The organism is Streptomyces sp. DSM 118878 (assembly GCF_052936595.1).
In genome coordinates, this window is sequence record NZ_CP193622.1 from 378,188 (window position 1) to 403,318 (window position 25,131).

The following is a 25,131-nucleotide window of genomic DNA, read 5'->3' on the forward strand; positions in this document are numbered from 1 at the left end:
GAGAACCACCATGTCCGGCGTCACGCCCTCCGGGCAGCCGCCCCCCGCCCCCGGGCAGCACGAGCCGGCGCACCCCCGGTCGCTGTGGCGCTGGCGGCACAATCCGCTGCGCCGGCGCACCGACCTCATCCAGGGGTGGACCGCCCTGGCGCTGCTGCTGCTCGTGCCCGTGGTGGGCGTGGTCGCCGCGTTGCTCGTCGGGGACACCGCATCCGGGCACTATCGCGCGCTCGCCAAGCAGCAGGCCCAGACCCGGCACCTCCTCACCGCCACCCTGACCCACGACGCCCCACGCCATCCGGAACCCGGCTCCGACGAGGCGAAGAAGGCCCGCTACCCGGTCACCGTCCGCTACACCGCCCCGGACGGCCGGACCCGTACCGCGAAGGCCGACGTCCTGCCCGGTCTCAGCCGGGGCAGCACCATCGACGTCTGGGCCGACACCCAGGGAGCGATGACCGGAGCGCCCATGTCGAGCGACGAGATCCGCAGCCGTGCCATGGGCTGGGCGGTCCTGGGCTTCCTGGCCGTCGCTCTCGCCGGAGCCGCCGCGGACCGCGCCGCGCTGGACCACCTCACGCTGAGAGCCTGTGTCATAACGCCGGCAGGGCCGCGTCCGCGGTCTCCGCAGAGGATCGCCGCGCGGAGCCCGGTCTCGCATAGTGGTCGTACGTGGACCCCACTGCCGGTCGGTGTGTTTACATGCGCGTCATACTTGAGTGTCCCGCGCACGGCAACGGCGCCGAGCGTCCCGACCGGGCTGCTACCGGCGCGCGCCGCGCCACGCACCGATCGCCGGTGCCAGCCGTGCCAGAAAGGTCCCCTTTTTTGACCACGCGATCCGATTCGAAGACCACGCTCACGCGGCTGCTCGCGGAGATCGAACACCGCAACCCGGCCCAGCCGGAGTTCCTCCAGGCCGTGCACGAGGTCCTGGAGACGTTGGAGCCGGTCGTCGCGGCCCGCCCCGAGTACGCGGAACCCGGCCTGATCGAGCGGCTGTGCGAGCCCGAGCGGCAGGTCGTCTTCCGGGTGCCGTGGCAGGACGACCGGGGGCGCGTCCACGTCAACCGCGGTTTCCGGGTGGAGTTCAACAGCGCGCTCGGCCCGTACAAGGGCGGCCTGCGCTTCCACCCGTCGGTGAACCTCGGCGTCATCAAGTTCCTGGGCTTCGAGCAGATCTTCAAGAACGCGCTGACCGGCCTCGGCATCGGCGGCGGCAAGGGCGGCAGCGACTTCGAGCCGCACGGCCGCAGCGACGCGGAGGTCATGCGCTTCTGCCAGTCGTTCATGACGGAGCTGTACCGGCACATCGGCGAGCACACCGACGTCCCCGCGGGTGACATCGGCGTCGGCGGCCGCGAGATCGGCTACCTCTTCGGCCAGTACCGGCGCATCACCAACCGCTGGGAGGCCGGCGTCCTCACCGGCAAGGGCCCGGGCTGGGGCGGCTCCCTGATCCGTCCGGAGGCCACCGGATACGGCAACGTCCTCTTCGCGGCGGCGATGCTGCGCGAGCGCGGCGAGGACCTGGAAGGCCGTACGGCGGTCGTCTCCGGCTCCGGCAACGTCGCCATCTACACCATCGAGAAGCTCGCCGCCCTCGGCGCGAACGCCGTGACGTGCTCGGACTCGTCCGGTTACGTGGTCGACGAGAAGGGCATCGACCTCGACCTCCTCAAGCAGGTCAAGGAGGTCGAGCGCGGGCGGGTGGACACGTACGCCGAACGCCGGGGCGCCTCGGCCCGCTTCGTGCCGGGCGGGCGGGTCTGGGACGTTCCGGCCGACATCGCGCTGCCGTCGGCCACGCAGAACGAGCTGGACGCCACCGATGCCGCCACGCTGATACGCAACGGCGTGAAGGCGGTGTCCGAGGGCGCCAACATGCCGTCGACGCCCGAGGCGGTGCGCCTGTTCCAGGAGGCGGGTGTCGCGTTCGGGCCCGGCAAGGCGGCCAACGCGGGCGGCGTCGCGGTCAGCGCCCTGGAGATGGCCCAGAACCACGCCCGTACGTCGTGGCCCGCGGCCCGGGTCGAGGAGGAACTGACGCAGATCATGAACGACATCCACACCACCTGCCACGAGACCGCCGAGCGCCACGGCTCCCCCGGCGACTACGTGACGGGCGCGAACATCGCGGGCTTCGAGCGGGTGGCGGACGCGATGCTGGCCCAGGGCGTCATCTGAGAAACCTGGGTCATGACCCCGGCGGCAGTTCGTACTCGTCCCGGCGGCCGCACATGCCGTAGCCGCCGCGGCGCGAGGGCACCGTGTCGTAGGAGCCGGCTCGGGTCAGGTGGTCCGCGCTGCCCGCTTCGAGCGCGTCGAGCTGGGCGCCGGTGCGCTCGGCGGCGGCCAGCGCGCCGGCCCGCCACAGCTCACGCCAGCGCGGCACCTGCTCCCTGACCAGTCGCGCGGCGGCCCGCTGGAACGCCAGAAACGGGCCGTTGTCCCCCGCGCGAAGCGCCTCCCGCAGCGGCAGGTACCCCTCGACCGCCAGATCCCTGCGCCTGCGCGCCGCCCGCTCCGCCTGGGGCCCGCTCCTGGCCGGCAGCCGCGCCTCGGACGCGTACCGCTCCGGGTCGGCGAGCACGGCGGGCGGGAAGGTGAAGACCGCGTCGCCGGCCTCGGGCAGGCCGTTGTTCTGCATCAGGACGGTGATCCGCAGGTCGCCGCCCTGCACCATGCGGTGCACGGTGCCGGGCGTGAACCAGGCCACCGAGCCCTCCGCCAGCGGGACGTCGCGGTAGCCGTCGGGGCTGAGTGTCTGCACGGCGCCGCGCCCGCCGGTGACGACGTACGCCTCCGTGCACACGAGGTGCAGGTGCGGGCTGCCCCCGCAGACGCCGTCGGCCGCCTCCCACGGGTAGGCGCTCAGGTGCGACAGGCCCACGGCCCCGGGCAGTGGTTGTGGAACGCTCACCATGTCAGGCCCTTCAGATGGTCGGTGATCCGGTCGCGGTCCCAGGCGCCGTCGGCGACCACGATGCGGTAGCGGTACGTGCTCGGCGGTGAAGGCCGGCCGCGCACCCTGACCGCCCATCAGTTCGCCGATCTCCGCCGGGCCGTGGTCGCCGTCGGGGCCGAACACGGTGCCTCTGGCCTGGATCGTCATCGGCCGGTGCTCCAGTCGGGGTGGTTTCCGACCCCCATGGCGCCGCGCGCTGATCCGACCGGAGTACGGCATCAGTCTTCTTCGGTGGAGGGGGCGCCGGCACGGAGCTCCACGGCGGTCACCGCGAGCGCCAGCGGTCCTGCCAGCAGCGGGGCCAGCAACGGCAGCATCCACAGGAACGTGACGCACAGTCCGGCAGCCGTGGCGACCAGGGCGCTGCCGGGCAGGTCGGCCGCTGAGCGCCCGGCGGCCCGGCGCACCGCGGGGCGCCAGCCGAGGGCCGCGTCGGGGTCCGCCGCGGTACGCAGGGCGACGACCAGAGCGGCGGCGGCGACCACGCACACCGCCGCGGCGATCGGGCGGGCGCCCGGCAGACCGGCCCCGGCCAGCATCAGGTCAAGGCCCACGAAGGCCAGGGCCGCGAGCACCGTCACTCCGGCCGGCAGCGAGGCCAGGGGGCGGTGGGCGCGCAGCGCGGTGACGTAGCGGCCGAGCGTCGCGGGGCGGTCCTCGCGGATGGCGTCCCGCAGGACCGCGCAGGCCGCGGCCAGGGCCGCGGGCGCGGTGACCAGGGGCAGCGAGGCGACGGTCGTGGCGAGGCCGATCGCGAGCATGTCGGCGAAGAGCGAGAAGCGTGGGCCGAACAGCTCGCCCGGCTCACGCCGTTCGTGTACGAGGGGTCGCACGGGGCTCAGCCCTTCAGTCCGGACGTCGCCATGCCCTGCACCAGATAGCGCTGGAAGGCGAGGAAGAACAGCACGATCGGCAGCAGCGAGATCACCGACATGGCGAACATCGGCCCGTACGCGGAGCTGCTGGACTGGTCCACGAAGTTGCGCAGGGCCAGGGTGATGGTGAACTTCTGCGGGTCGAAGAGGTAGATGAGCTGGGTGAAGAAGTCGTTCCAGGTCCAGATGAACGTGAAGATCGCGGTGGTGATCAGCGCCGGTCTGGTCAGCGGCAGGACGACGGACCAGAAGCTGCGGAACGGTCCGCAGCCGTCGATGCGGGCCGCCTCCTCCAGCTCTCGCGGCAGCCCCCGCATGAACTGCACGATCAGGAAGACGAAGAACGCCTCCGTGGCCAGGAACTTCGGCAGGATCAGCGGCCAGTAGGTGTCCACCATGCCGAGCTTGTTGAAGATGATGTACTGCGGGATGAGCACGGCGTGGTGCGGCAGCATCATCGTCGCGACCATGAAGCCGAACATCACTCCGCGCATCCGGAAGCGCAGCCGGGCGAAGGCGTAGGCGGCCAGCGAGCAGGACACGACGTTGCCGAGGACCGCACCCGCGCTGATCAGCAGGGAGTTGCCGAGCAGCCGGGAGACGCCGACGTCGCCCACCCCGTCGAAGGCCGTGGTGTAGTTGGACCACTCCAGGTGGCCCGGCAGGAGCTTGAGGCTGGTCAGGACCTCGTCGGCGGGCTTGAGGGACGTCGCGAGGAGCCAGGCCAGCGGGTAGAGCAGGACGAGCAGCGCGGCGAGCAGCGCGATGTGCTTCGCCACGGTGGCGGACCGGGTGGGTACGGCCGTGTTCATCGGGCCCCCTCGTTGGCGTAGAAGACCCATGAGCGTGAGGTCTTGAAGAGGACGAGGGTCACCGCGCCGATGGCGAGCAGCAGCACCCACGCCATGGCGGAGGCGTAGCCCATGTGCGAGGCGGAGAAGCCGCGTTCGTACAGGTAGAGGGTGTAGAACATGGTCGAGTCGGCCGGTCCGCCCCTGCCGCCGCTGATCGCGAACGCCGGGGTGAAGACCTGGAAGGACTGGATGGTCTCCAGGACGAGGTTGAAGAAGATGACCGGTGAGAGCATCGGCAGGGTGACGGACACGAACTGCCGCCACCGGCCGGCGCCGTCCAGGGCGGCGGCTTCGTAGAGGTCGGTCGGTATCTGTTGCAGTCCGGCCAGGAAGATGACCATCGGCGCCCCGAACTGCCAGACGGAGAGCAGGGCCACCACGAACACGGCCAGATCGGGGTCGGCGACCCAGCCGCCGGTGTGGATGCCGACGGAGGAGAGCACCTCGTCCACCGTGCCGCCGTCGTTGTAGAGCGCCCGCCACACCAGGGCGATCGACATGCTCGCGCCGAGCAGCGAGGGGGCGTAGAACGCCGAGCGGTAGAAGCCCTTGGCGCGGCGCACCCTGCTGAGCAGCAGCGCCGCGCCCAGGGCGAGCGCCAGTTTGAGCGGGACGGCGATCACCACGAAGAGGAGGGTGGTGCCGACCGAACGCCAGTAGCGCGGGTCCGCGGTGAACATGTCGCTGTAGTTGCGCAGCCCCACCCACTGGGGGGCGTCGAAGAGGTTGTAGTCGGTGAAGGACAGGTACAGCGACACGGCCATGGGCGCCAGCGTGAGCAGGGCGACGCCGAGGATCCAGGGCGAGAGGAAGACGTAGGCGGGGCCCTGGCGTTCGCGGCGCCCTCGGCGTTCGGTCCCCGGCGCGGTGGCGGGGGTGGTGCGCGGCCGGGCGGTCGTGGTCGTCATCGCAGCTCCCTCTCCGCCTCGGCCACGAACTCCTCGGCGGCCTCCCGCGGGCTCTGCATCTCGTAGGTCACGCGCTGGTAGGTGCGGGTGAAGGAGACTTGCAGGACCACGTCACCGCGGGGTGGGGCGCTGGGCGGTGGGTCCGTTCCGTAGGCGGTGATGGCGCGGCCGTAGTCGTAGACCTCCTTCTCCGGGCCCTTGAGCCTGCCGCCGATGGACCGGGCTATCTTCCGGTTGGGGGGCGTGGAGCGGGTGACGCCGAGGATCTCGCCCGCGTCCGGGTCGTTCAGGAGGAAGTCGATCAACTGGGCGGACTCCTTGGGGTGATCGGTATTGGCGCCCACGCCCACGAGCACGGTCGGCTTGAAGTACTGGCCCGCTGTGCCGTCGGTGGTGGGCACGGGCGCGAAGCGGATGTCCTCGCCGAGCAGCGGCGGGTAGCCGAGGAAGGGCCCGTCCCAGTTGAAGTCGGTGGCGGCCAGGCCGCGGCCCATCGGGGTGTCCTCGACGGCGCCGTTGATCTGCGCCGTGTCCTTGGCCTGGGACGCGATCCCCTTGCGGCGGAGCCGGTCGGTGAAGGTCCAGAACTCCGTCAGGTCGTCGACGGTGAAGCCGAGCCGGCGTTCGGAGGCGTACAGCTTCTTGCCCCGGCCGCGCAGCCAGTTCTCGAAGGCGTCCTCGTTCACGCCGATGTCGGTGAGGCCGGTGTAGGGATGGCCGTTCGCGCCCTTCTTCTCCAGGGCGCTGATCTTCTCGCCCGCCTCCACCCAGTCGTCCCAGGTCCACCCCGGCCGTGGCGTGGCCACGCCCGCCTTCTCGTACACCGCCGCGTCGTAGGCGAACCCGGTGGACCCCCGTCCCATCGGAAACGCGTACTGCCTGCCCCGGTAGGCGCCCGTGCCGGTCAGTCCCTTGTCGAAGTCGGCGGTGCGCAGGGTGCCGTCCTTGAGGTAGGGGCCGAGGTCCAGCAGGGTGTCGCTGCCCGCGTACTGGGAGATCTGCCGGTAGTCGAGCTGTGCCACGTCGGGCAGGTCCCCGCCGGCCGCCTGCGTGGCGAGCTTCTGGACATACGCCTCGTAGCCCGCGAAGGAGGTGCGGACGGTGACCCCCGGGTGCCGCTCCTCGAAGAGGGCTACGGCCGCCTTGGTGCGCTTGGCGCGGTCCTCGTTGCCCCACCAGGCGAAGGTGAGCGTGACCTTCCCGCCCGCTTTCGCGCTCGTGCCGTCGCCGCCGGAGCAGCCCGTGAGGATCAGCAGGAGCAGGCTGAGCGAGAGGGCTAAGGCGTTCGTTCTCCGGTCGTGGCCGGGTCGTGCCATGGCGGATGTCTCCTCGGCTGTGTGTCGGCAGCGTGGTGGGAGCTGTGGGGCGGCTCGCGCTCCGCCCGCCGGGGCGGTCCGTGCGCGGCCGGGGCGGGACGGTGGCGGCCGGCGCGACGCGGCCGGTCGGCGCTACGCGGGCGGGGGTGTGCCCACGGGCCGCCACGTGGGACGACGGGTGACGGCAAGCGATAGCAAGCGCTTTCTCAACCCGCGCCACTCAAGCATCGTTGGACCCGGCCGGTCAACAGGGCGGAGTGGCCCGATCCGGGTCGGCCGCAACGCCGTTGGGCACGGTGCGCGTCAGCGGGTTCGGTCCGCCGAACCGGCCGGAGGCGGGCCTGCCGTCACCGGGCTTCGCGCAACTGGAGCAGGTAGGCCGCGGTGAGGGCGACGGCACGGTCGTCGTCCTGCGACAGCCGCGCGAGGGCGTGTGACGCCGTCGCCCCCGGAACGGCGGCCAGCGCCTGCGTCAGGCGTCCGCGGGCGGGCGCTTCAGTGGCGTCATGGGCGAGCCGGTCCGTCAGCCGGGTCGCGATCCGGTCCGCGGCAGCGGTGTCGACCGCCAGCACGCTCAACGCGTCGGCCGCGTCGGTGTCGTTCCTCCCGTCCGCGATCATGTCGATGAGCGTCGGCACCACGTCGGCCGCTCCGCGCGTCCCGAGCGCCAGAGCCGCGTACCCGCGCACCACGACGTCGGGGTCGGCGAGGGCCTGCCGCAGGTACGTGGTGGCCTCATCGCCGGGCATCTCGGCGAGGGACCGCACCGCGCGCTCGCGCACCGCGGCCACGGGTGAACCGAGGCCCTCCGCCAGCAGCCCCGTGCCTCCGTCGCCGGACCGGGCCAGGGCCCATCGGAGGGCTCCGGCAACGTTCGTGTCCGTCTCGCGCAGCGCCGCCTCGACCAGGGCCTCCACCGGCAGGGGAACCCCGTCGACCGCGGCGAGGGCCGCGCGCTGGCGGGCGCCGGGGCTCTGGGACCCCAGCGCCTGGAGGAGCGCGACGACCCGGAGTACGTCCTCCCAACGGCCGGGCCCGGCGGCATCGATGCGGTGCAGCCGCGTCAGCAGCTCGGTCTCGGCCGCGATACGTTCGCGCGTCTGGCGGACGAGGTCGCCGACGAGCGCCGACGGCGTGAAGCCGGGATCGTCGAGCGCGCGCCCGATCTCACGCAGCGACAGTCCCAGCGACCGCAGGCTCTCGATGTGGAAGATCCGCCGGATGTCGTCCTCGGAGTACTCCCGGTACCCGGACCCCGTGCGGCCGGAAGGCCGCACCAGCCCGAATGACTCGTAATGCCGGAGCATGCGGGCGCTGACGCCGGACCGCCGCGCCACCTCGCCGATCAACACGTCCTACTGTCCCTCCTGGTCCGAACCGCCGGGGCCGCCGGGCCCGCCGAGTGCCACCACGCGCTTCGCCTCCTCGACGGCGGACTCGAACCCGATGTCCGGGTCGCGCAGCAGCCGTTGCGTGGCGAGCGCGTGCGCGCGCACGCCGGGGTCGGGAACCGTCGTCGCGGCCCGCAGCGCCGGGGCGACCACGTCCCCCAGGGCGACCAGCGCCCGGCTGAGGCTCAACCGCGTCTCGCGCTCACCGCGTCCGAGCTGCGTCGCCAGCGCCGCGGCGAGGGCGGGCTCCTCGCCTTCCGGCACGAGGACGACCGCGGCGCGCCAGCCGCTGCGCGCCACCTCGTCGTCGGCGTCGGAGAGCAGCTCCCGTGTGATCGCCGGCCATGCCCGCCGGTCCCCGATCTTGGACAGCGTATGCAGTGCCTGACTTCGCGCCTGGGCGCGCTCCGAGCGGACTTCGCGGACCAGCGCCGGGAGCGTCACGGACACCGGATGGCGGGTGAGCGCCCAGGTCAGCATGTCGCGGACGAGGAACTCGGGCTCGATCGCGCACCGCTCGACGAGTGTGCCGACGAAACCGGGGTCGGGCGTCGTCCCGGCCGCCAGCGCGGCCCGCAACCGCACGGACGGACGCCCGTCCTCCAGCCCGCGCAGCGCTCGTACCGTATCCGTGCCCTGTCCCGTGACCGTCATCGAGACCACCTCCTCGGCCCGCAGTGAAGACCCTGACACCGTGTCAAGGTCAAGCACCCCGCCGGTCGAGGGAGGCCAGGGCGCGTCACAGCGGGGCTGTATCGCGGCTCACCAGGCGCTCTTGAGTACGACGACACTCGCGTCGTCACGCCGCGTGCCCGCCTCGCGCAGCAACTGGCCCGCCACGACGAGGGGCGAGTGCCGCAGCAGCTCCGGCAGCGAGCGCGGGTCCCAGCGCTCGGTCAGGCCGTCGGAGTGCATCACCAGCGCGGAACCCTTGGACAGCGGCTCCTCGAAGGTCCGTATGCGCCGCATCTGCCCGCCCACGATTCCCGGGGCCGACAACAGCGTCTTGCGCCCGCTGTGGCCGAGGAGAAAGCCGCTGACGTTGCCGATACCGCAGTACAGCACCCGTCCCGCCGCCGGTTCGACGCGGGCCACGGCGACCGCTCCGCCGCGTGTGCCCAGCAACGCCCGGTGAACGTCGTCGAGAACGCTCTCCGGGCTGAGCTCACGCGCGGCGTGGAAGGCCTTGACCGCCGCCTGGCTCGCGCGCGCCGCGAGCGGCCCGTGCCCCAGGCCGTCACACAGCATGAGCAGGACCGTGGGTCTGTCTCCGGCGACGGCGGCCGGGGTGGTGCGTACGGCCCACGCGTCGCCGCACACCCTCTCACCGCTGATCGGCCTGGTCACTCCGGAGACCATCGGGGAGCCGGCCTGCGCGACGACCGCCCTGCCGTCCACCGTGCGCGGCCAGAACCGTGCGCCCATGACGGTGCCGTGGCCCGGGACGGAGTGCAGATCGAAGTGGTCCGCCAGGCGGGAGACCGCGCCGAGGCCGATGCCCAGCGTCCCCGCGGTGGAGGAGCCGTCGGCCAGCGCCCCCGCGACGTCCGCCATCCCCGGCCCCGAGTCGACGGTGAGGAACTCCACCCCCGCCCGGTCCTCCGTACGCACCACACGCAGCAGCAACGCCCCGTCCTCGGCGTGGCGTCGCACGTTCGTGGCCGCCTCGCTCACGGCGAGCGCGACCTCCGCGGCACGGTGGGCGTTGAGGCCGAGGCGTCTGGCCAGCGCTGCGGCCGCCCCGCGGGAGGCGGCCGTCAGGGACTCGCCGTCCCTGAACCACTGCACGTCCTCGACGCCCAGGACGGTGCCGGTGGTCACCGGACCCACTCGATGATGGTCACCATCGCCCCTCCCGAAGCCCAGCCGAATCGTACGTCAGTCCGCAGATCATCCGTGCTGTTCCGTGTAGTGCGCGCGGAGCAGGTCGGCGCCCCAGTCGTGGCGCAGGTGGCGCCAGACCGAGTGGGCGTGGTTGCCGTTGTCCTGCGTGTTGTCGTACTCGATGAGGAAGTCCGGGGCGCGAACGCAGTAGTAGTGCCGGTCGCCCGGTGCGCGGCCACCGGCCCAGGCGAAGGAAAGGGCGTCCGGTCCACGCGCCACGGTGTCGGACCAGCACTCCCGCGCGTACGCCGCGGGCGCGCGGTCCAGGTAGCGGCGCACCAGACGCTCAAGCAGCACCTGCTGACCGGGGGTCATGTCGGCGTACGACAGGCCCGCCGGCAGCCGGTCCGGATCGGCGAAGGGATCGTCGCGGGTCAGGATGTCGTCCGGCGGTGCGGCGGCGAACACCGCTTCGGCGCGTCGGCCGGCGTGAAGGCCCGCGACGAGTTCCCTGGCCAGGTCCTCCTCGGGCCCCAGCAGCCGACGGCCGGCCCGCGGCCCGTCCGCGATCCGCGCCGGCTCGGCACCGATGAAGTGCGGCGTCACCCGGATGCCGGCCGCCGTGATCGTGACGTGTACGGCGAGGTGGTGGCCGTTCATCCGCCACCCCCACGGACCGTCGCCGTCCGGGTCGCCGAGGAGGCGCACCCAGTAGCGGTCGCCACCCGTGGCGCCGGCCAGGGTGCGGCGGTGCCGCTCCACCTCGATCGCCCCGCGGGCCAGCTCCGCTCCCGCCGCGCTGTGCGCGGCGGCCAGCAGGGCGTCGACGGCCTCGCGCTGCCGGGCGTCGAGGCCTTCCGTGGGCAGCCCGGGGCGCGGGCCCGGCAGATAGGTCCACTCCCGCAGCTCGGGCGCGTCCAGCCGGGCGGGTCCCGCGCGCAGCTCCCGCACCTGCGCCGGCTCCAGCACGGCGATCAGCGCACGCGCCGCCTCCCGCATCACAGCGGCCGTCGCCTCCGATCGATACCCGCCCACCGTCTCTCCTCCCCGTCAGCACCGGCTCCGGCGCACTCCAGGGGAACACTGTCCCACTACGACTGAGCAACGATCTTCGGGCGCCCCTGGAGAGGCGTACGGGCGCGGGGTTTAGGTGGGCGCATGGCAGACCGAACCGCTCCCGGCGTCCGCGCCCTCGTCCTGTGCTCCGCACTCGCTCTCTTCGCGGCGGGATGCGGCGACGGAACGCGGACGGCGGACAAGCGGCCGTCCCGGGACGCCAATCCCGTCGTGACCCCGTCGGAGGGTGGCCCGCCGCCCGCCGACGGCAAGGGGTCGAAGGATCCGGACGACATCAACGGAGACGGGCACCGCGATCTGCTCCTTGCCGTGCCCTCCCGCGGCGAGAACGGCGACGTGCGGACCGGTGTCGTCTTCGGCTCCGCCAAAGGGCTCGTCCCCTCGACGCACACGGTGTACGACTACGCTCCCGGCACCGTCGTCACCGCTGACCTGGACGGCGACGGCTATCCCGACTTCGTCTCCACGGCCGGGGACAGCGGCGCGACCGGGGACAGCGGCGCTTCCGGGGAACAGGGGGCGCCGACCGTGGCCTGGGGCGGCCCCAAGGGGCCCGAGGCCGACGCGGAGCCGACCCCGGTCCAGGTACCGGACGCCGGCTCGGGCCCGGGTACGTCCGCTCCGGCGCGGGGCGACTTCGACGGGGACGGGCACCACGACATCGCGACGCTACGGCAGGACGGGTCCGTGACCCTGCTGTACGGCCCCTTCACCCGCTCCGGCACCGCGGCCCGCACCGATCACCGGCCCGGCGAGGGAGGCTGGCTCGCCGCGGACGACATCGATCCGTCGGGCAAGGCGCGCGCGACCGGTCTGCTGGTCCACGAGAGCGACGACGGCGAGCAGACGGGCGGCGTGCTCTACCCGGCGCGCACCGGAAGCGGCCTTTCGCGCACCCCCGTCGAGCTGCGCGAGGGCAACGCTGTGGCGTTCGGTGACTACGACGGTGACGGCCTCCGCGATCTGGCCATCGGCGACGACGGCAGCCGCAACAACGAGCCGGGCCACGAGACGGAGGAGCCGGAGGTGAACGCCTCGCTGGCCATCTACCCCGGCAAGGGCGGCACCCCCGTCACGCACAAGATCCCGCGCAGTGACGCCAACTCCTATTACGGGCCGGGCGGTTACACCTCCGCGGATCCGGACGGCGACGGCAAGGACGGTGTGCTCGTCGCCACGGATGAGGGCGCGCTGCTGATCGACGGCGACAAGGACCGCACGGAGATGCTCCGGGAGGGGCCTTCCCGGGCGAAGGGCAAGAAGACCCCGGCGGGGTGGCGGCACGCACGCCCGTACGCCGCCGCCGATTTCGACGCCGACGGCAAGGAGGAGCTGATCCTGAACTGGGGCGCCGGAACGCTCTTCGGACTGTACGGCGAGAGGCCGACGCACTGGTGGATCACGGATGGCACGACGGCACGGGACAAGACCGCGTTCACCACGACGTCGTTCGCTGGGCGCGGCTGAGATTCCCGCCGGCCCCTCCGGCTGAAAGAGGCTGCCGCGGCTCTGCCATCGGAACCAATAATCATTAGACTGAAAGGCGCAATATGCGACATGTCGGCCACCCGTTTGCCACGCATCTTCCCTAAGGCGGGTCCGTTGGACGGGATATGACCACAGCAAGGCCAACGTATGTTTCAGGAAACCTCTTGGCCAGCACGATGAGCGGTGCGACGTCCGCGGTCCGCATGGGGGCGTGGGTCTTCACCCCGGCCCTCGCCGGCAACGCGCGCGCGACCCTTCAGGACGACTACCGACGAGTCGATCTGAGATACTCCGCCAAGCTGCTGGAGGACCTTCTTGCCGAACTCGGCCTGATCGAGGCCCATTTCACCACCCTGGCGAGCACCCCCAAAGGGTGCGGCGTCCACTGCCACGAACTCCGGTCGCAGGTCGTCGCCCATGTATGAGACGCGGGGCCGTCACAGCCGTCCGGGGCCCGCCCAGGGGCCTGCCAACGGAAACCAGGCGGCAGCCGGTCACTCCCCCGCGTGGGAGCAACCCGCTGCTCCGCTGGACCCGTTGGACGTGCACTGGGACCCGGCAGAGGAACTCGCCCACCTGTTGCACCAGGCCATGGAAGACGAGCGGAACAGCGCTTATCCCCCTGCGCACGACACCGAACTACCGGACGGCGAGGAGTTCGGCGACGACCGGCTCGCCGGGCTCACCCAGATCACCAGCGAGCTGCCGCCGTTGCGCCCCTCCCCGGCCCGCCGTCGCCGCCGTTCCCGCTCTCGTTCCCGGTCGCGCGGACGCGGGCCCGGCGCACTGCGCACCACCAGCTTCTTCCTCGCCGCGCTCGCCGCTGTCGTCGTGTCCATGGTGTGCGTCTTCGGCGGCATCGTGAGCTACGACCCCTTGCGCCACCTCGCCCAGTACCGCACCTCCGCCACCGCGGTCGGCTGGTGGCCCCTGTTGGTCTACGGCCCGTGGATGGTCGCCTCCCTGTCGATCCTCCGTGCCGCGCTCCATCGGCGCCGCGCGGTCCACTCCTGGGCGGTCGTGCTGCTGTTCTCCACGGTCTCCATGCTGCTGTGCGTCGCACAGGCGCCCCGCGCCCCGGTCGAGGCGGCAGCGGCCGCGCTCCCCGCGCTGGCCGCTCTCGCCTGCTTCCAACAGCTCGTCCGGCAGATCACCCTCACCCGTCCACCACGCCAGACCAAACCACGCCACCGCATCCGGAACACACTCTCGAAGCCCGGTTAGAGTTGCCGTCATGACCAACGGCTGGCGCGGGGACCGGATCGGAAGCGCGCTGCGCGGCGAGAACCCCACCGTGCTGCGGCGGTTGCGGGCCGGGTTCGCGGCGATCGGCGACGTGCAGTTCCTGCCGGGATACTCGGTCCTGCTCGTCGACGATCCGCTCGTGCAGCGCCTCTCCGACCTGCCGAAGGCGAAGAGGCTGTCGTTCCTGTCGGACATGGACGTACTCGGCGAAGCGGTCGAGCGTGCCTGCCGGCGGCTCGATCCCGCCTTCCGCAGAGTGAACCTGGAGATCCTCGGCAACACCGACGCCTTCCTGCACGCCCACGTGTGGCCACGGTTCGAGTGGGAACCTCCGGAGCTGGTCCGCATGCCGGTCTGGCTCTACGCGCGCGAGCACTGGCACGACGAGCACCACGCCCTGGCCGCGCGGCACGACGCGTTGCGGAGCGCGATCGGGGAGGAACTGGACCGGCTGACCGCGGCCTGAACCGGGGCTCAGGCCGCGGGTTCACCTTGGCGCGGTGCGCTCGCCCGGGCTACGGGACGCGGGCGACGCCGACGTAGAAGCCGCTGAGCTCCTCGGTGGGTGCCGGTGTGTCCTTGTACCACCGGGTCGCCGTGACCAGTCCCGGTGACAGGAGTTCCAGGCCTTCGAAGAAGGGCTCGACCTCGGCGCGCGTCCGCATGCGCAACGGGATCTCGCCCTCGCGGTAGGTCTTCGTCACCGACTTCACCAGATGCGGGTGCTCGTCCGTGGTGCCGTGGGAGAACATGAGGTAACTGCCCGACGGGAGCGCGTCGAGCAGCGTCCGCGTCAGACCGTAGGGGTCCTCTTCGTCGGTGACGAAGTGCATCAGCGCGATCATGGACAGCGCGACGGGCCTCGTGAAGTCCAGGAACGTACGGGCGTGCTCGATGATGGCTTCGGGCTGCCGTACGTCGGCCTCGATGTAGTCGGTGGCTCCTTCGGGGCTGCTGACCAGCAGCGCCTCGGCGTGCCGCAACACGATGGGGTCGTTGTCGGCGTAGGCGACCCTCGCCGATGGCACGATGCCCTGCGCGATCTGGTGCAGGTTCGGCTCGGTCGGAATGCCCGTACCGATGTCGAGGAACTGGTCGATGCCCGCGCCCGCCAGCCAGGCCGCCGCGCGGTGCATGAACGCCCGGTTGCGCAGGGCGTTGAGCCGCGCCTCCGGCGGCAGCTTCTCCGCCACGTCCTGGTCGACCGGATAGTTGTCCTTGCCCCCCAGCAGCCAGTCGTAGACACGCGCCGGGTGGGCCCTGCTCGTGTCGATGCGGCTTGCGGAGGACTGTGACGTCATGCGTTGCTCCAGCATGTGCGAAATCGCTGACCTGGCAGGTGATGGCAGGTAGTGGCCAGTAGTGGCAGGTGGTACGTGGTCCGGTGATTATGCCATCGGCCTTGCATCCGCGCCGAGTTGTCAGTCCGCGGCGGCCGGCTTGGCTTGCAGGGCCTCGCCCATGTTCTCCTCGCGCCAGCGGCGCAGGAGGTCGTGGAAGGCGACGGCACCGTGCGGATACGCCGTGGGACCGTTGGGGCGGCCGCGGCCCTCGCGGTTGTAGTAGCCGGGGGTGCACTCGGCGTGGAACCAGGCGTGGTCGGGGGCGCCCTCCGCGCAGACCGCGACCCAGGCGTCCTCGGCCTCGGGGGTGGGTTCCACGAGGGCGCCCTTGTCCTCGGCGGCGGCGACCAGGGCCGCGGCGTGCACGGCCTGCTCGTCCAGGATGTGGGTGTAGTTCACGCTGCTGGCGTTCTGCAGCGCGCCCATCCGGATCAGGTTCGGGAAGCCGTTGCTGGTGAAGCCGTGCAGGGTCCGCGGGCCCCGCCGCGCCAGTACGTCGAGGAGCCGCACGCCGTCGCGGCCGGTCACCGGGAGCTGGTCCGAGGTGATGCCGGAGACGCCCACGGAGAACCCGGTGGCGAACACCAGGCAGTCGACCTCGTACTCCACCCCGCCCACGACGACGCCGCGCTCGGTCATGCGCTCGATGCCGTGGGTCCCGGCCGTGTCCACGAGGGTGACGTTGGCGCGGTTGAACGCGGGCAGGTACGTGTCGGAGAACGTGGGGCGCTTGCACGCGTACCGGTACCAGGGCTTGAGGGCCTCGGCGGTGGCGCGGTCGGTGACCTCGGCGGCCACGCGGGCGCGGATGGTGTTCATCGTGGCGTGGTCGGCGACCTCGTAGGCGGCCTCGAAGTCCGGTTCACCGTGGCGGCGGAAGCTGGGCAGGAGCTTCTCCAGCAGGCCGGCCGACTCCGTCCAGCGATCGGCGACCATGTCCCGCTCGGCGGGCTCTCCCGAGCAGATGCGCAGGAAGTTCTCGCGGCGCTCGGCGGCCCAGCCCGGCCGGTCGGCGCCGACCTGGCGCGGCGTCATGCGCTGCTGGCCCCGCACGTCCACGGCGGAGGGGGTGCGCTGGAAGACGTACAGGTGTCCGGCGTCCTCGGCCAGCTTCGGGATGACCTGCACCCCGGTGGCGCCGGTGCCGACCACGCCGACCCGTCTGCCGGCCAGGCCGGTCATGCCGCCCTCCGGGCTGCCGCCGGTATAGGCGTAGTCCCAGCGGGAGGTGTGGAAGGTGTGGCCGCGGTAGTCCTCGATGCCGGGGATGCCGGGCAGTTTGGGCTCCGAGAGCGTGCCGGTGGCGGTGATGACGTAGGTGGCCCGGAACTCGTCGCCCCTGTCGGTCCCGACAACCCACTGCTGGGCCGTCTCGTCCCAGGTCAGGGAGGTGACGGCGGTGGAGAACAGGGCGTGCTCGTACAGCTGGAACTGTTCGGCGATGCGCACCGCGTGGCGGCGGATCTCCTCGCCCGGGAGGTACTTCCACTCGGGCACGAATCCGGTCTCGTCGAGCAGCGGCAGATAGACGTGCGACTCGATGTCGCAGTGGATGCCCGGGTAGCGGTTCCAGTACCACGTGCCGCCGAAGTCACCGCCCTTGTCGATGACACGGACCGTGGCGACACCTTGCCGGCGCAGACGCGCGCCCGCCAGGATGCCGCCGAACCCGCCACCGACGACGGCGACGTCCACCACGTCGCGCAGCGGCTCGCGCTCCGTCACCTCACCGGCATACGGGTCCGTGGCGAAGTAGCCGAACTCGGCCTGCGTGGGGCGGTATTGGCGTGGGCCGTCGGGGCGTACGCGGCGTTCCCGCTCAAGGCGGTAGCGCTCGCGCAGGACCGCGATCTCCTGCGGGGTGGGCGGGGTGGCGCACTGCGGCAGAGGCACGGTGTGAAGTCCTCTCGTGGGGGAGGTCATCGGACTCCGCGCAGGCGTGATCGGTGCCCCTGTGCGGGGCGTCCCGCGCGGTCCCAGGTACCGTAACCCACCAACCGGACACTGTTGTCCGGTTGGGTGTGGCCGACACCCCGGCTTCGCCTCCGCGCCCCGACACGAAAGGCCTCCGATGTCGAACCTCACCCCCGGGTCCCCGCTGCGCGACTCGCTGAAGGACCCCTCCGCCGGGCAGGTCCTGCCCCCGGGCGTCGAGATCGGCGCCCCCGAGCCGTGGACCGAGCAGGTCACGCCCGGCCGCTTCGGTGGCCAGACCGTCGTCGTCACGGGTGCCGCCTCCGGCATCGGAAAGGCCGTCGCCTCCCGCGTCGTGCGCGAGGGCGGCCGCGTGGTCGCCGTCGACGTCTCCGCCGACGGACTCGCTGCCCTGGCCGCCGAACTGGGGGCCGCGGTGGAGCCCGTCGCCGCGGACGTCACCGAGCCCGCGTCCGCCGACGCGGTCCTGGCCGCCGCGGGCGGCCGCGTGCACGCGCTGGCCAACGTCGCGGGCGTGATGGACGACGACGCCGCCGTGCACGAGGTCGACGACAGGACCTGGGAACGCGTCATGCGCGTCAACGTCGACGGCCCGATGCGGCTGATGCGCGCCGTGACGCCCGGCATGCTCGCCGCGGGCGGCGGCCGGATCGTCAACATCGTCTCCGAGGCGGCCCTGCGGGGCTCTGCGGCCGGCGCCGCCTACACGACGTCCAAGCACGCGCTGGTCGGCCTGACGATGTCGTCGGCCTATCAGTACGCGGGCACGGGCGTACAGGTCAACGCCGTCGCCCCGGGGGCGGTGGCCACCGGCATCCACAGGCCCGTCGCCGCCCCGTACGGCTCGGTCCGCACCGCGAAGATGCGGGTGGCGATCCCGGGGCTGGCCAGGGCGGAGGAACTGGCCGCCTCGATCACCTTCCTGCTCAGCAAGGACGCGGTGAACATCAACGGCGCGATCCTGCCCTCGGACGGCGGCTGGTCGGCCGCCTGAGGGACGACCCACCCGGACACCGCCCGCGCCCACAGCACGGCCGCCGCCCCCTGCGCCGCTCATCCGCACGTCCGCGCCACCGCCCGGACGTCAGAAGGGAGCACCCCCTATGACCACGGACCGTACCCGTACACACCACTCGCGCCCCCGCGCCGCCCTCTCCGCTCTGGCCGCTACGGCCGTCCTCGGCCTGTTGGCCCTGACCGGATGCGGCACCCAGACCACCGCCCCCGCCGCCCCTGCCGCCTCGCGTTCCGCGTCGTCAGGCGAGGGCAGGACCATCCGGGCCACCCAGGTCGCGCACGTGACCGACCCTCACGAGGCCACCGGCAGAACGCTCCTGGAGGGACCGGTCCTCGACGAGGACGGCGACCTGTATGTCGTGGACGTCACCGCGCCCCCCGGTGAACCCAAGGTCATCTCCGTCGACCTGGCCACCGGTGAGCACAAGGGCGTCTACACCGACAAGACCGGCGCCTACACCTCGGCGCAGCGCAGCCCGTACGACGGACGCCTCTATCTGACCGACTACCACGGGTCCGTCGTCAGCATCGAGCCGGACGGCTCCGACCCGCGCACGTTCTTCTCCGGTGAGGTCGACGGCTCCCCCACGAACCTCGACGACATCACCTTCGACGACGAGGGCAACCTGTATGCCAGCGATCTGCACGGCATGAAGCCGGGCGAGGCCACGGGCCGCATCGTGCGCATCGACCGCGACGGCGAGAAGGCCACCGTCCTGGCCGACGGACTCGCCCACCCCAACGGGGTCATGTTCGACCGTGGGCTGCGCGGACTGTGGATCAGCGAGCTCGCCGAGAACACCATCTCCTACCTGCTGCTCGACGCCGACAAGACCGCCGTGACCTCCCAGCACGAGGCCATTCACGTGAACGCCGGCGTGGCCCAGACCGACTCCATCGCCGTGGACGCCGACGGCAACCTCTACCAGGCGCTGCACGGCCGCCCGGCCATGGCCGTCCACAGCCCGGACGGGGAGCGTCTGGCCACCGTCGAGATCCCCGCCAAGGCCGCCGAGGGCCTGGAGTCGGCGACCAATGTCGCCATCGCGCCGGGCGGCAAGAAGGCATACATGACCGTCAGCGGCCCCGCCGGCGGATACGTCTTCACGTTCACCGCACTGGCCAAGGGCATCCGGCAGTCCAACGGCGGCTGACGGTCACTCGTCGACGGCGGTCTCGACCGGTCGCAGCGGCCCCACCTCGACGCCGAGCAGATTCCAGGCGGCCAGGGCACGGCGTTCGCGTTCCGCCACGGTGGGGCCGGTGACGGCTCCCGAGACCATCGCGATGGCGAGCATGAGGTCGTCGGCGGACAGTCGGTGGCCCACGGGACGGCACCGGGAGAGAACGGCCTGGACGCGCCCGGCCAGCGCCTGGGCGAGCTCGTCGTCACCTCGTATCCGCAGCATGTCGCCCCGTATGCGCAGCATGTCGACGAACGCCGTCGAGCGGGTCAGATGCCAGGTGATCACGCCGAGGACGCTGTCGAGGCTCGCGGCGGGCTCGGCGGCGGCCTCCTCGACGTGCTGGACGTTCTCCTCCAGGACGGCGGAGGCCAGGGCGACGCGGTCGGCGAAGTGCCGGTAGAGACTGCCCTGCCCGACCCCGGCACGCCGGGCGACCGCTGACAGCGGGGCCTCCAGGCCCTGTTCCGCGAAGACCTCGCGGGCGGCGGCGATGAGGGCGGCGCGGTTACGGGCCGCGACCCGCCGCCCCTGATTGGCCGGACGGCCCGCACCGGTCGTGCCGCCGCCACCGGCAGCCCTGCTGGGGTTGATCACGCCGCAAGGGTAGTACGTCCCCTCTGTCCGGTGCGGGAGCAACCGGGCCCGGGGCCGGGGGCGGTGACCCGGGGCCAGGAGTCACGCGTCGTCCCTGCCCGCGGTGGCGCTGCGGACGCAGTCGCGGAGCAGGGCGCGGCGCCGGCCGTGGACGGCATCGGGTTCCTGGCCGCTGGCCGCGTAGACGTTGCTGACCGGTGACCAGGCCATGGACATGGCGATGACCATGGCCATGATGTCGAACGGGTCGCCCGCGCGCACCCGCCCGGCCGCCTGGGCCTCGGCGATGGCCGTGAGCTTGCGGTCGTCGTAGTGCTGGTGCGTCTCGACGAGGTGCCCGGTGGGCCGGCGCTCCAGTCGTGTCCAGGTCGCCAGCCGGATGAGGTCGGGGCGGCGCAGGTATTCGTCGTAGAGACGAACGGCCCACTCCGCGAGATCGTCGGCGTCGATGGGCACGACGTTGGTGATGCGCTCCAGCGAGCTGAGGAAGATCGCGTCGAAGAGCCGTTCCTTGTCGCCGAAGTAGGCGTAGAGCTGCGCCTTGTTGGTGCGCGCCGCCGTCACGATGCGTTCGATGCGCGCCCCGGCGATGCCGTGCTGGGCGAACTCTTCGGTGGCGGCGTCCAGGATGCGCTGGTAGGTCGCGGCGCCTCGCGAGGTCTGGGGCTGTTCCGGCATGCCCGCACCCTACCAAACAGAACAGTTGGTTTACTTTGCTGCGGCGCCATGCCTAGACTCGGCAGACCGAACAGTCTGTTTAAGGGGTAGGCATGCGAACGACCACCGGATGGCAGGCGACCGGCCCGACGGCGCTGCGGCGCACCTCGCTGGAGCGCCGCGAACTGCGCCCGGACGACATCGCGCTGCGGGTGGACCACTGCGGCGTGTGCCACACCGACCTGCACGCCCTGCACGCCTATGACCAGCACGCGAAAGCGCCCCTGGTGCCCGGCCACGAATTCACCGGCGTGGTGACCGGGACCGGCCCCGAGGTGACCGCCTTCTCGGTCGGCGACAGCGTCGGGGTGGGCAACATCGTCGACTCCTGCGGCGCGTGCGCCATGTGTGAAGCGGGCCAGGAGAACTTCTGCCACTCCTTCCCGACCCTGACCTACGGCGGCACCGACCGGCAGGACGGGTCGACCACCCTGGGCGGCTACTCCCGCGAGTACGTCGTGCGCGACACCTTCGCCTATCTAGTCCCCTCCGGTCTCGACCCGGCCGCGGCCGCCCCGCTGATGTGCGCCGGCGTCACCGTCTGGGAACCCCTGCACCACCTCGGCGTGGGGCCGGGCAGTCGCGTCGCCGTGGCCGGGCTCGGCGGCCTGGGCCACCTCGCGGTCAAGATGGCCGTGGCACTCGGCGCCACCACGACCGTCGTCAGCCGTACGCAGGACAAGCGCGACGACGCCCGCGAGCTCGGCGCTCACGATCTCATCGACTCCACCGACACCCGGCAGATGGCCGCGGCGCGCGACACCTTCGACGTCGTCATCGACACCATCTCCGCCCCGCACGAGCTCGCCCCGTATCTGAAGCTGGTGGCGATGGACGGCACCCTCAGCCTCCTCGGGCACCTGGGCCCCGTCACCATCGAGGCCACGGACCTGCTCATCGGCCGCAAGAAGCTCAGCTCCGCGGGCAGCGGAGGCCGCGGGGCGACGGCCGAGATGCTGCGATTCTGCGCCGACAACGGCGTCACCGCCGACGTCGAAGTACTCCCGTCGTCACAGGTGGACACGGCACTCGCCCGGCTCGGGCGAAACGACGTCCGCTACCGCTTCGTGCTCGACATGTCCGACCTGGACTGAGGCGACAGGCACGAGCCGGCGCCTACGACGGCGACGGCGGCGGCGGCTCGGCGAAGGCGCTCGCGGCCGCGGCGAGGGCGGCGGTTCTGGCCGCGTGGCCCGGCAGGCGCGGGTCGGGTGGCGTGTGCAGGAGCACGAGCTGGTGGTACAGCGGCGCGGTGGCGGCGATGAGCAGCCGGCGGGCGTCCGTGTGCGGCGGGAGTTCGCCGCGCCGGACCGCTCGGGCGACGGTGATCTCGCTCCGGGCGTACCGGTCCTCCCACAGCCGCCGCTGGGCGTCGGCGGCCTTCTCGGAGCGGAACGAGGCGGCGATCAGGGCCGCGACGATCGGCGGCTCCGCCAGCAGGGCGTCCTGGATCTCCTGGTTCAGCGCCGCCAGGTCGCCTTCCAGCGAGCCGGTGTCCCGTGGCTGCCAGTCATCGGCGCTCGCCGAGTCGAACACGTCGGCGAGCAGGCCGCCGACGTCCCCCCAACGCCGGTACACCGTGGTGCGGTGCACGTCCGCGCGGGCGGCGACGGCCTCCATGGTGAGCCCGTCGTAGCCATGTTCCCCGAGCTCCGCGAGGACCGCGTCGAGCACCTGCGTGCGGATACGGGCGGTACGCCCCCCGGGGCGGCGCCGCGTCGGCCCGGACGTCGGTCCGGACGTCGGCCCGGATGCGGGTCCGGATGCGGGTCCGGATGCGGGCCCGGATGTCGGTCCGGGCGTCGGTCCGGGCGTCGGCGTGGATGTCATCGCGGTAATCCGTTGCTCAAGGGGCGGCGGTGTGGCAACATCTTAATGCATCAGTTGTCGCACTAGTGGAGTGATCAATGTTCTTCCGAAGTGTTCGCCCGGCCCCGCGGCCCATGACCGCCGCCTCGTCCTCGAATGCTTTGGAGTTCCCGTATGCCCACACAGATCACCGCGCTCGCCGTCAGCAAGTTCTTCGACGGCAGGCCCGTCCTTGACTCGGTGACGTGCTCGCTCGCCGCGGGCGAGCGCACCGGCATCATCGGCGAGAACGGCTCCGGCAAGACGACCCTGCTGCGCCTGCTCGCGGGCCGTGAGCGGCCCGACCAGGGCGAGGTCGTCGTCCAGTCCACCGGCGGCGTCGGCTATCTCGCCCAGGACGAGCGACTGGCACCGGGGGCGACCGTCCAGCAGGTCATCGACCGGGCCCTGAGCGATCTGCGCTCCGTCGAGCACCGAATGCGTCGCCTGGAGGCCACCATGGCCGACGGCGACGAGTCGGTCATGGGCGAGTACGGCGAACTCCTGACGGTCTTCGAACTGCGCGGCGGCTACGACGCCGACGCCCGGGTGGAACGCGCCCTGCACGGCCTCGGCCTGGGCCTCGTGGGCCGCGACCGTCCCGCGGGCACGCTGTCCGGCGGAGAACAGGTGCGCCTGCGGCTGGCGGCCGTCCTGGCGGCGGCGCCGGAGGTGCTGCTGCTCGACGAGCCGACCAACCACCTCGACGACACCGCCCTGAACTGGCTGGAGGAACACCTGCGCACCCGGCGGGGCACCACCGTGACGGTCTCCCACGACCGCGTCTTCCTCGAACGGGTCGCCACCAGCCTGCTGGAGGTCGACGCCGACCGCCGCCAGGTCGTCCGCTACGGCAACGGCTACGCCGGCTACCTCGCCGAGAAGGCCGCCGCCAGGCAGCGCTGGGCCCAGGCGTACGACCAGTGGCGGACCGACGTCGACCGGGTCCGCGAGGCCGCCGCGACCACCGCCCGCCAAGTGGCCCCCGGCCGGGCGATGAAGGACGGCAACAAGATGGCGTACGACCGGGCGGGCGGGCGGGTGCAGCAGTCACTGGCCGGCCGGGTGCGCAACGCCAAGGAGCGCCTGCGCCGCCTGCTCGCCGACCCGGTCCCACCGCCGCCGGAGCCGCTGCGCTTCACTCCCGTACTGCGTTCCGGCAACCTGGAAGGCGTCGTACTCGACGCCACGGACGTCACCGTCACCGACCGGCTCGACCGTACGAGCCTCACCGTCAAGGCCGGCGAGCGCCTGCTGATCACGGGGCCGAACGGAACGGGCAAGAGCACCCTGCTCGGCGTGCTGGCCGCGCAGGTCGCCCCCGACAGCGGGAGCGTCGTCCGCCGCGGCCGGATCGGCCACCTCCCGCAGGAGCCGCGCCCGGGGGAACCGCACGAGACCGTGCTGGCGGCCTTCGCCCGCGGCAGGGCGGGAGACGCCGACGAACACGCGGAACGGCTGCTGTCGCTCGGCCTGTTCGACCGCGACCAGTTCACGGTGCCGGTCGGCCGGCTGTCCACGGGGCAGTCGCAACGCCTCGCCCTGGCGCGACTGCTCAGCGAGCCGTCCGACGTCCTGCTGCTCGACGAACCCACCAACCACCTGTCACCCGCCCTCGTCGAGGAACTGGAAACCGCGCTGGCCGGGTACCACGGCACCCTCGTCATCGTCAGCCACGACCGCCGACTGCGCCGGCGCTGGCAAGGCACCCACCTGGCCCTGCGGCCGGCGTCGATGTCCGCCGGCACGCACTGAGGCCCGCGGCCCCACAGACATCACCCCCGTCCCCGCAACACCCCTAACACCCCCAACACCCCCAACATCCCCTGAAAGGGCAGCACTTCGTCATGCCATCTGTTCCCGCCGACGTCCCCACCGGCGTCCCCGCCGACCCGACCGTGCTCCACCCCATGCCCGAGCAACCGCGCGTGGTGCTGCTGAAGCCACTGGTCACCTCGCCACTGATCGAGGTCGGGGAGTTCTCGTACTACGACGACCCGGACGACGCGACCGCGTTCGAGACACGCAACGTGCTGTACCACTACGGCCCCGAGAAGCTGGTCATCGGCAAGTTCTGTGCGCTGGGCACGGGCGTGCGCTTCATCATGAACGGCGCCAACCACCGCATGGACGGCCCCTCGACCTTCCCCTTCCCCGCCATGGGCGGCTCGTGGTCCGACCACTTCGACCTGCTCACCGGCCTGCCCAGCCGAGGCGACACCGTCGTCGGCAACGACGTCTGGTTCGGCCACGGCACGACCGTCATGCCGGGCGTACGGATCGGGCACGGCGCGATCATCGCCTCCGGCGCCGTGGTCACCGGTGACGTACCCGATTACGGCATCGTCGGCGGCAACCCGGCCCGTCTCATCCGTACGCGGTACGAGGCCGGGGACGTCGACCGGCTGCTGGCGCTGGCCTGGTGGGACTGGCCCGCCGAACACATCACCGAACATGTGCGCACGATCATGTCGGGCAGCATCGCGGATCTCGAGGCCCTCGCGCCGGACAAAGTGTGTACGTTGTAGAAGCGGGGTCATCCCG

At 72.1% G+C, this 25,131-nt stretch carries 25 protein-coding genes; 11 read left to right on the forward strand and 14 right to left on the reverse strand.

Translation table 11 applies throughout. The features are described 5' to 3' along the window. Positions 1-10: 10 nt before the first annotated feature. Both ACRAKF_RS01565 and gdhA read left to right on the forward strand, forming a co-directional pair. Positions 11-832, forward strand: a complete 822-nt coding sequence (locus tag ACRAKF_RS01565; protein WP_447034857.1) for an Rv1733c family protein — start codon at positions 11-13, stop codon at positions 830-832. Beyond that, on the forward strand, positions 829-2,187 hold the full coding sequence (gdhA, locus tag ACRAKF_RS01570) for an NADP-specific glutamate dehydrogenase (RefSeq protein ID WP_447034858.1): 1,359 nt from the start codon (positions 829-831) through the stop codon (positions 2,185-2,187). The genes ACRAKF_RS01565 and gdhA overlap by 4 nt, the downstream gene beginning before the upstream one ends. A gap of 10 nt (positions 2,188-2,197) precedes the next feature. On the opposite strand, the gene ACRAKF_RS01575 is transcribed toward gdhA, so the two are convergent. From ACRAKF_RS01575 to ACRAKF_RS01615, 9 genes are all read right to left on the reverse strand, one after another. Then, positions 2,198-2,926 carry a cupin domain-containing protein gene (locus ACRAKF_RS01575; RefSeq protein ID WP_447034859.1) on the reverse strand — a complete coding sequence of 243 codons (729 nt, stop codon included), beginning with the start codon at positions 2,924-2,926 and terminating at the stop codon, positions 2,198-2,200. Between the two features lie 260 nt (positions 2,927-3,186). After that, complete coding sequence (locus ACRAKF_RS01580) at positions 3,187-3,801, reverse strand: hypothetical protein (protein ID WP_447034860.1); 615 nt, start codon at positions 3,799-3,801, stop codon at positions 3,187-3,189. Positions 3,802-3,806: 5 nt separating this feature from the next. Further along, positions 3,807-4,655, reverse strand: a complete 849-nt coding sequence (locus tag ACRAKF_RS01585) for a carbohydrate ABC transporter permease (RefSeq protein WP_447034861.1) — start codon at positions 4,653-4,655, stop codon at positions 3,807-3,809. Beyond that, on the reverse strand, positions 4,652-5,605 hold the full coding sequence (locus ACRAKF_RS01590; protein WP_447034862.1) for a carbohydrate ABC transporter permease: 954 nt from the start codon (positions 5,603-5,605) through the stop codon (positions 4,652-4,654). The genes ACRAKF_RS01585 and ACRAKF_RS01590 overlap by 4 nt, the downstream gene beginning before the upstream one ends. Beyond that, a complete protein-coding gene (locus ACRAKF_RS01595; RefSeq protein ID WP_447034863.1) occupies positions 5,602-6,921 on the reverse strand; it encodes an ABC transporter substrate-binding protein in 1,320 nt (439 codons plus the stop codon). The genes ACRAKF_RS01590 and ACRAKF_RS01595 overlap by 4 nt, the downstream gene beginning before the upstream one ends. Positions 6,922-7,268: 347 nt before the next feature. Next, complete coding sequence (locus ACRAKF_RS01600) at positions 7,269-8,273, reverse strand: MerR family transcriptional regulator (protein WP_447034864.1); 1,005 nt, start codon at positions 8,271-8,273, stop codon at positions 7,269-7,271. A 3-nt stretch (positions 8,274-8,276) separates the two neighbouring features. After that, the gene (locus tag ACRAKF_RS01605; RefSeq protein WP_447041748.1) at positions 8,277-8,966 is read right to left on the reverse strand and encodes a HEAT repeat domain-containing protein; all 690 of its coding nucleotides are present in this window, start codon (positions 8,964-8,966) and stop codon (positions 8,277-8,279) included. A 108-nt stretch (positions 8,967-9,074) separates the two neighbouring features. Further along, on the reverse strand, positions 9,075-10,142 hold the full coding sequence (locus ACRAKF_RS01610) for an ATP-binding protein (RefSeq protein WP_447034865.1): 1,068 nt from the start codon (positions 10,140-10,142) through the stop codon (positions 9,075-9,077). A 60-nt stretch (positions 10,143-10,202) separates the two neighbouring features. Continuing rightward, positions 10,203-11,171 (reverse strand): DUF3500 domain-containing protein, encoded by a 969-nt coding sequence (locus ACRAKF_RS01615; protein WP_447034866.1) that lies wholly within the window; start codon positions 11,169-11,171, stop codon positions 10,203-10,205. Positions 11,172-11,294: 123 nt separating this feature from the next. On the opposite strand from ACRAKF_RS01615, the gene ACRAKF_RS01620 reads away from it, so the two are divergent. From ACRAKF_RS01620 to ACRAKF_RS01635, 4 genes are all read left to right on the forward strand, one after another. Then, positions 11,295-12,680: an FG-GAP repeat domain-containing protein gene (locus tag ACRAKF_RS01620; RefSeq protein ID WP_447034867.1), complete on the forward strand. Its 1,386-nt coding sequence runs from the start codon at positions 11,295-11,297 to the stop codon at positions 12,678-12,680. Positions 12,681-12,865: 185 nt separating this feature from the next. Then, positions 12,866-13,126 carry a hypothetical protein gene (locus ACRAKF_RS01625; RefSeq protein WP_447034868.1) on the forward strand — a complete coding sequence of 87 codons (261 nt, stop codon included), beginning with the start codon at positions 12,866-12,868 and terminating at the stop codon, positions 13,124-13,126. 118 nt (positions 13,127-13,244) lie between these two features. Continuing rightward, positions 13,245-13,925, forward strand: a complete 681-nt coding sequence (locus ACRAKF_RS01630; protein ID WP_447041750.1) for a DUF2637 domain-containing protein — start codon at positions 13,245-13,247, stop codon at positions 13,923-13,925. 10 nt (positions 13,926-13,935) lie between these two features. Continuing rightward, a complete protein-coding gene (locus tag ACRAKF_RS01635) occupies positions 13,936-14,412 on the forward strand; it encodes a diadenosine tetraphosphate hydrolase (RefSeq protein WP_447034869.1) in 477 nt (158 codons plus the stop codon). 49 nt (positions 14,413-14,461) lie between these two features. On the opposite strand, the gene ACRAKF_RS01640 is transcribed toward ACRAKF_RS01635, so the two are convergent. Both ACRAKF_RS01640 and ACRAKF_RS01645 read right to left on the reverse strand, forming a co-directional pair. Next, positions 14,462-15,247: an SAM-dependent methyltransferase gene (locus tag ACRAKF_RS01640; RefSeq protein ID WP_447034870.1), complete on the reverse strand. Its 786-nt coding sequence runs from the start codon at positions 15,245-15,247 to the stop codon at positions 14,462-14,464. 120 nt (positions 15,248-15,367) lie between these two features. Beyond that, a complete protein-coding gene (locus ACRAKF_RS01645) occupies positions 15,368-17,212 on the reverse strand; it encodes a flavin-containing monooxygenase (RefSeq protein WP_447034871.1) in 1,845 nt (614 codons plus the stop codon). 148 nt (positions 17,213-17,360) lie between these two features. Here ACRAKF_RS01645 and ACRAKF_RS01650 point away from each other — a divergent pair, with 148 nt between their 5' ends. Both ACRAKF_RS01650 and ACRAKF_RS01655 read left to right on the forward strand, forming a co-directional pair. Next, positions 17,361-18,218, forward strand: coding sequence for an SDR family NAD(P)-dependent oxidoreductase (locus ACRAKF_RS01650; protein ID WP_447034872.1), 858 nt, complete (start codon positions 17,361-17,363; stop codon positions 18,216-18,218). Between the two features lie 109 nt (positions 18,219-18,327). Beyond that, on the forward strand, positions 18,328-19,395 hold the full coding sequence (locus tag ACRAKF_RS01655; RefSeq protein ID WP_447034873.1) for an SMP-30/gluconolactonase/LRE family protein: 1,068 nt from the start codon (positions 18,328-18,330) through the stop codon (positions 19,393-19,395). A 3-nt stretch (positions 19,396-19,398) separates the two neighbouring features. Here ACRAKF_RS01655 and ACRAKF_RS01660 read toward each other — a convergent pair whose 3' ends face one another. Together ACRAKF_RS01660 and ACRAKF_RS01665 are read right to left on the reverse strand one after the other, a co-directional pair. Continuing rightward, entirely contained in the window at positions 19,399-20,022 is a 624-nt protein-coding gene (locus tag ACRAKF_RS01660) for a helix-turn-helix domain-containing protein (RefSeq protein WP_447034874.1), read from the reverse strand. Between the two features lie 81 nt (positions 20,023-20,103). Next, positions 20,104-20,700: a TetR family transcriptional regulator gene (locus ACRAKF_RS01665; protein WP_447034875.1), complete on the reverse strand. Its 597-nt coding sequence runs from the start codon at positions 20,698-20,700 to the stop codon at positions 20,104-20,106. Between the two features lie 92 nt (positions 20,701-20,792). On the opposite strand from ACRAKF_RS01665, the gene ACRAKF_RS01670 reads away from it, so the two are divergent. Beyond that, positions 20,793-21,833, forward strand: coding sequence for an NAD(P)-dependent alcohol dehydrogenase (locus tag ACRAKF_RS01670; protein WP_447034876.1), 1,041 nt, complete (start codon positions 20,793-20,795; stop codon positions 21,831-21,833). A gap of 22 nt (positions 21,834-21,855) precedes the next feature. On the opposite strand, the gene ACRAKF_RS01675 is transcribed toward ACRAKF_RS01670, so the two are convergent. Continuing rightward, positions 21,856-22,413: a TetR/AcrR family transcriptional regulator gene (locus ACRAKF_RS01675; protein ID WP_447034877.1), complete on the reverse strand. Its 558-nt coding sequence runs from the start codon at positions 22,411-22,413 to the stop codon at positions 21,856-21,858. Positions 22,414-22,722: 309 nt separating this feature from the next. Here ACRAKF_RS01675 and abc-f point away from each other — a divergent pair, with 309 nt between their 5' ends. Both abc-f and ACRAKF_RS01685 read left to right on the forward strand, forming a co-directional pair. Beyond that, positions 22,723-24,342, forward strand: coding sequence for a ribosomal protection-like ABC-F family protein (gene abc-f, locus ACRAKF_RS01680; RefSeq protein ID WP_447034878.1), 1,620 nt, complete (start codon positions 22,723-22,725; stop codon positions 24,340-24,342). A gap of 92 nt (positions 24,343-24,434) precedes the next feature. Beyond that, complete coding sequence (locus ACRAKF_RS01685; RefSeq protein WP_447034879.1) at positions 24,435-25,115, forward strand: CatB-related O-acetyltransferase; 681 nt, start codon at positions 24,435-24,437, stop codon at positions 25,113-25,115. The last annotated feature ends 16 nt before the right edge of the window (positions 25,116-25,131 follow it).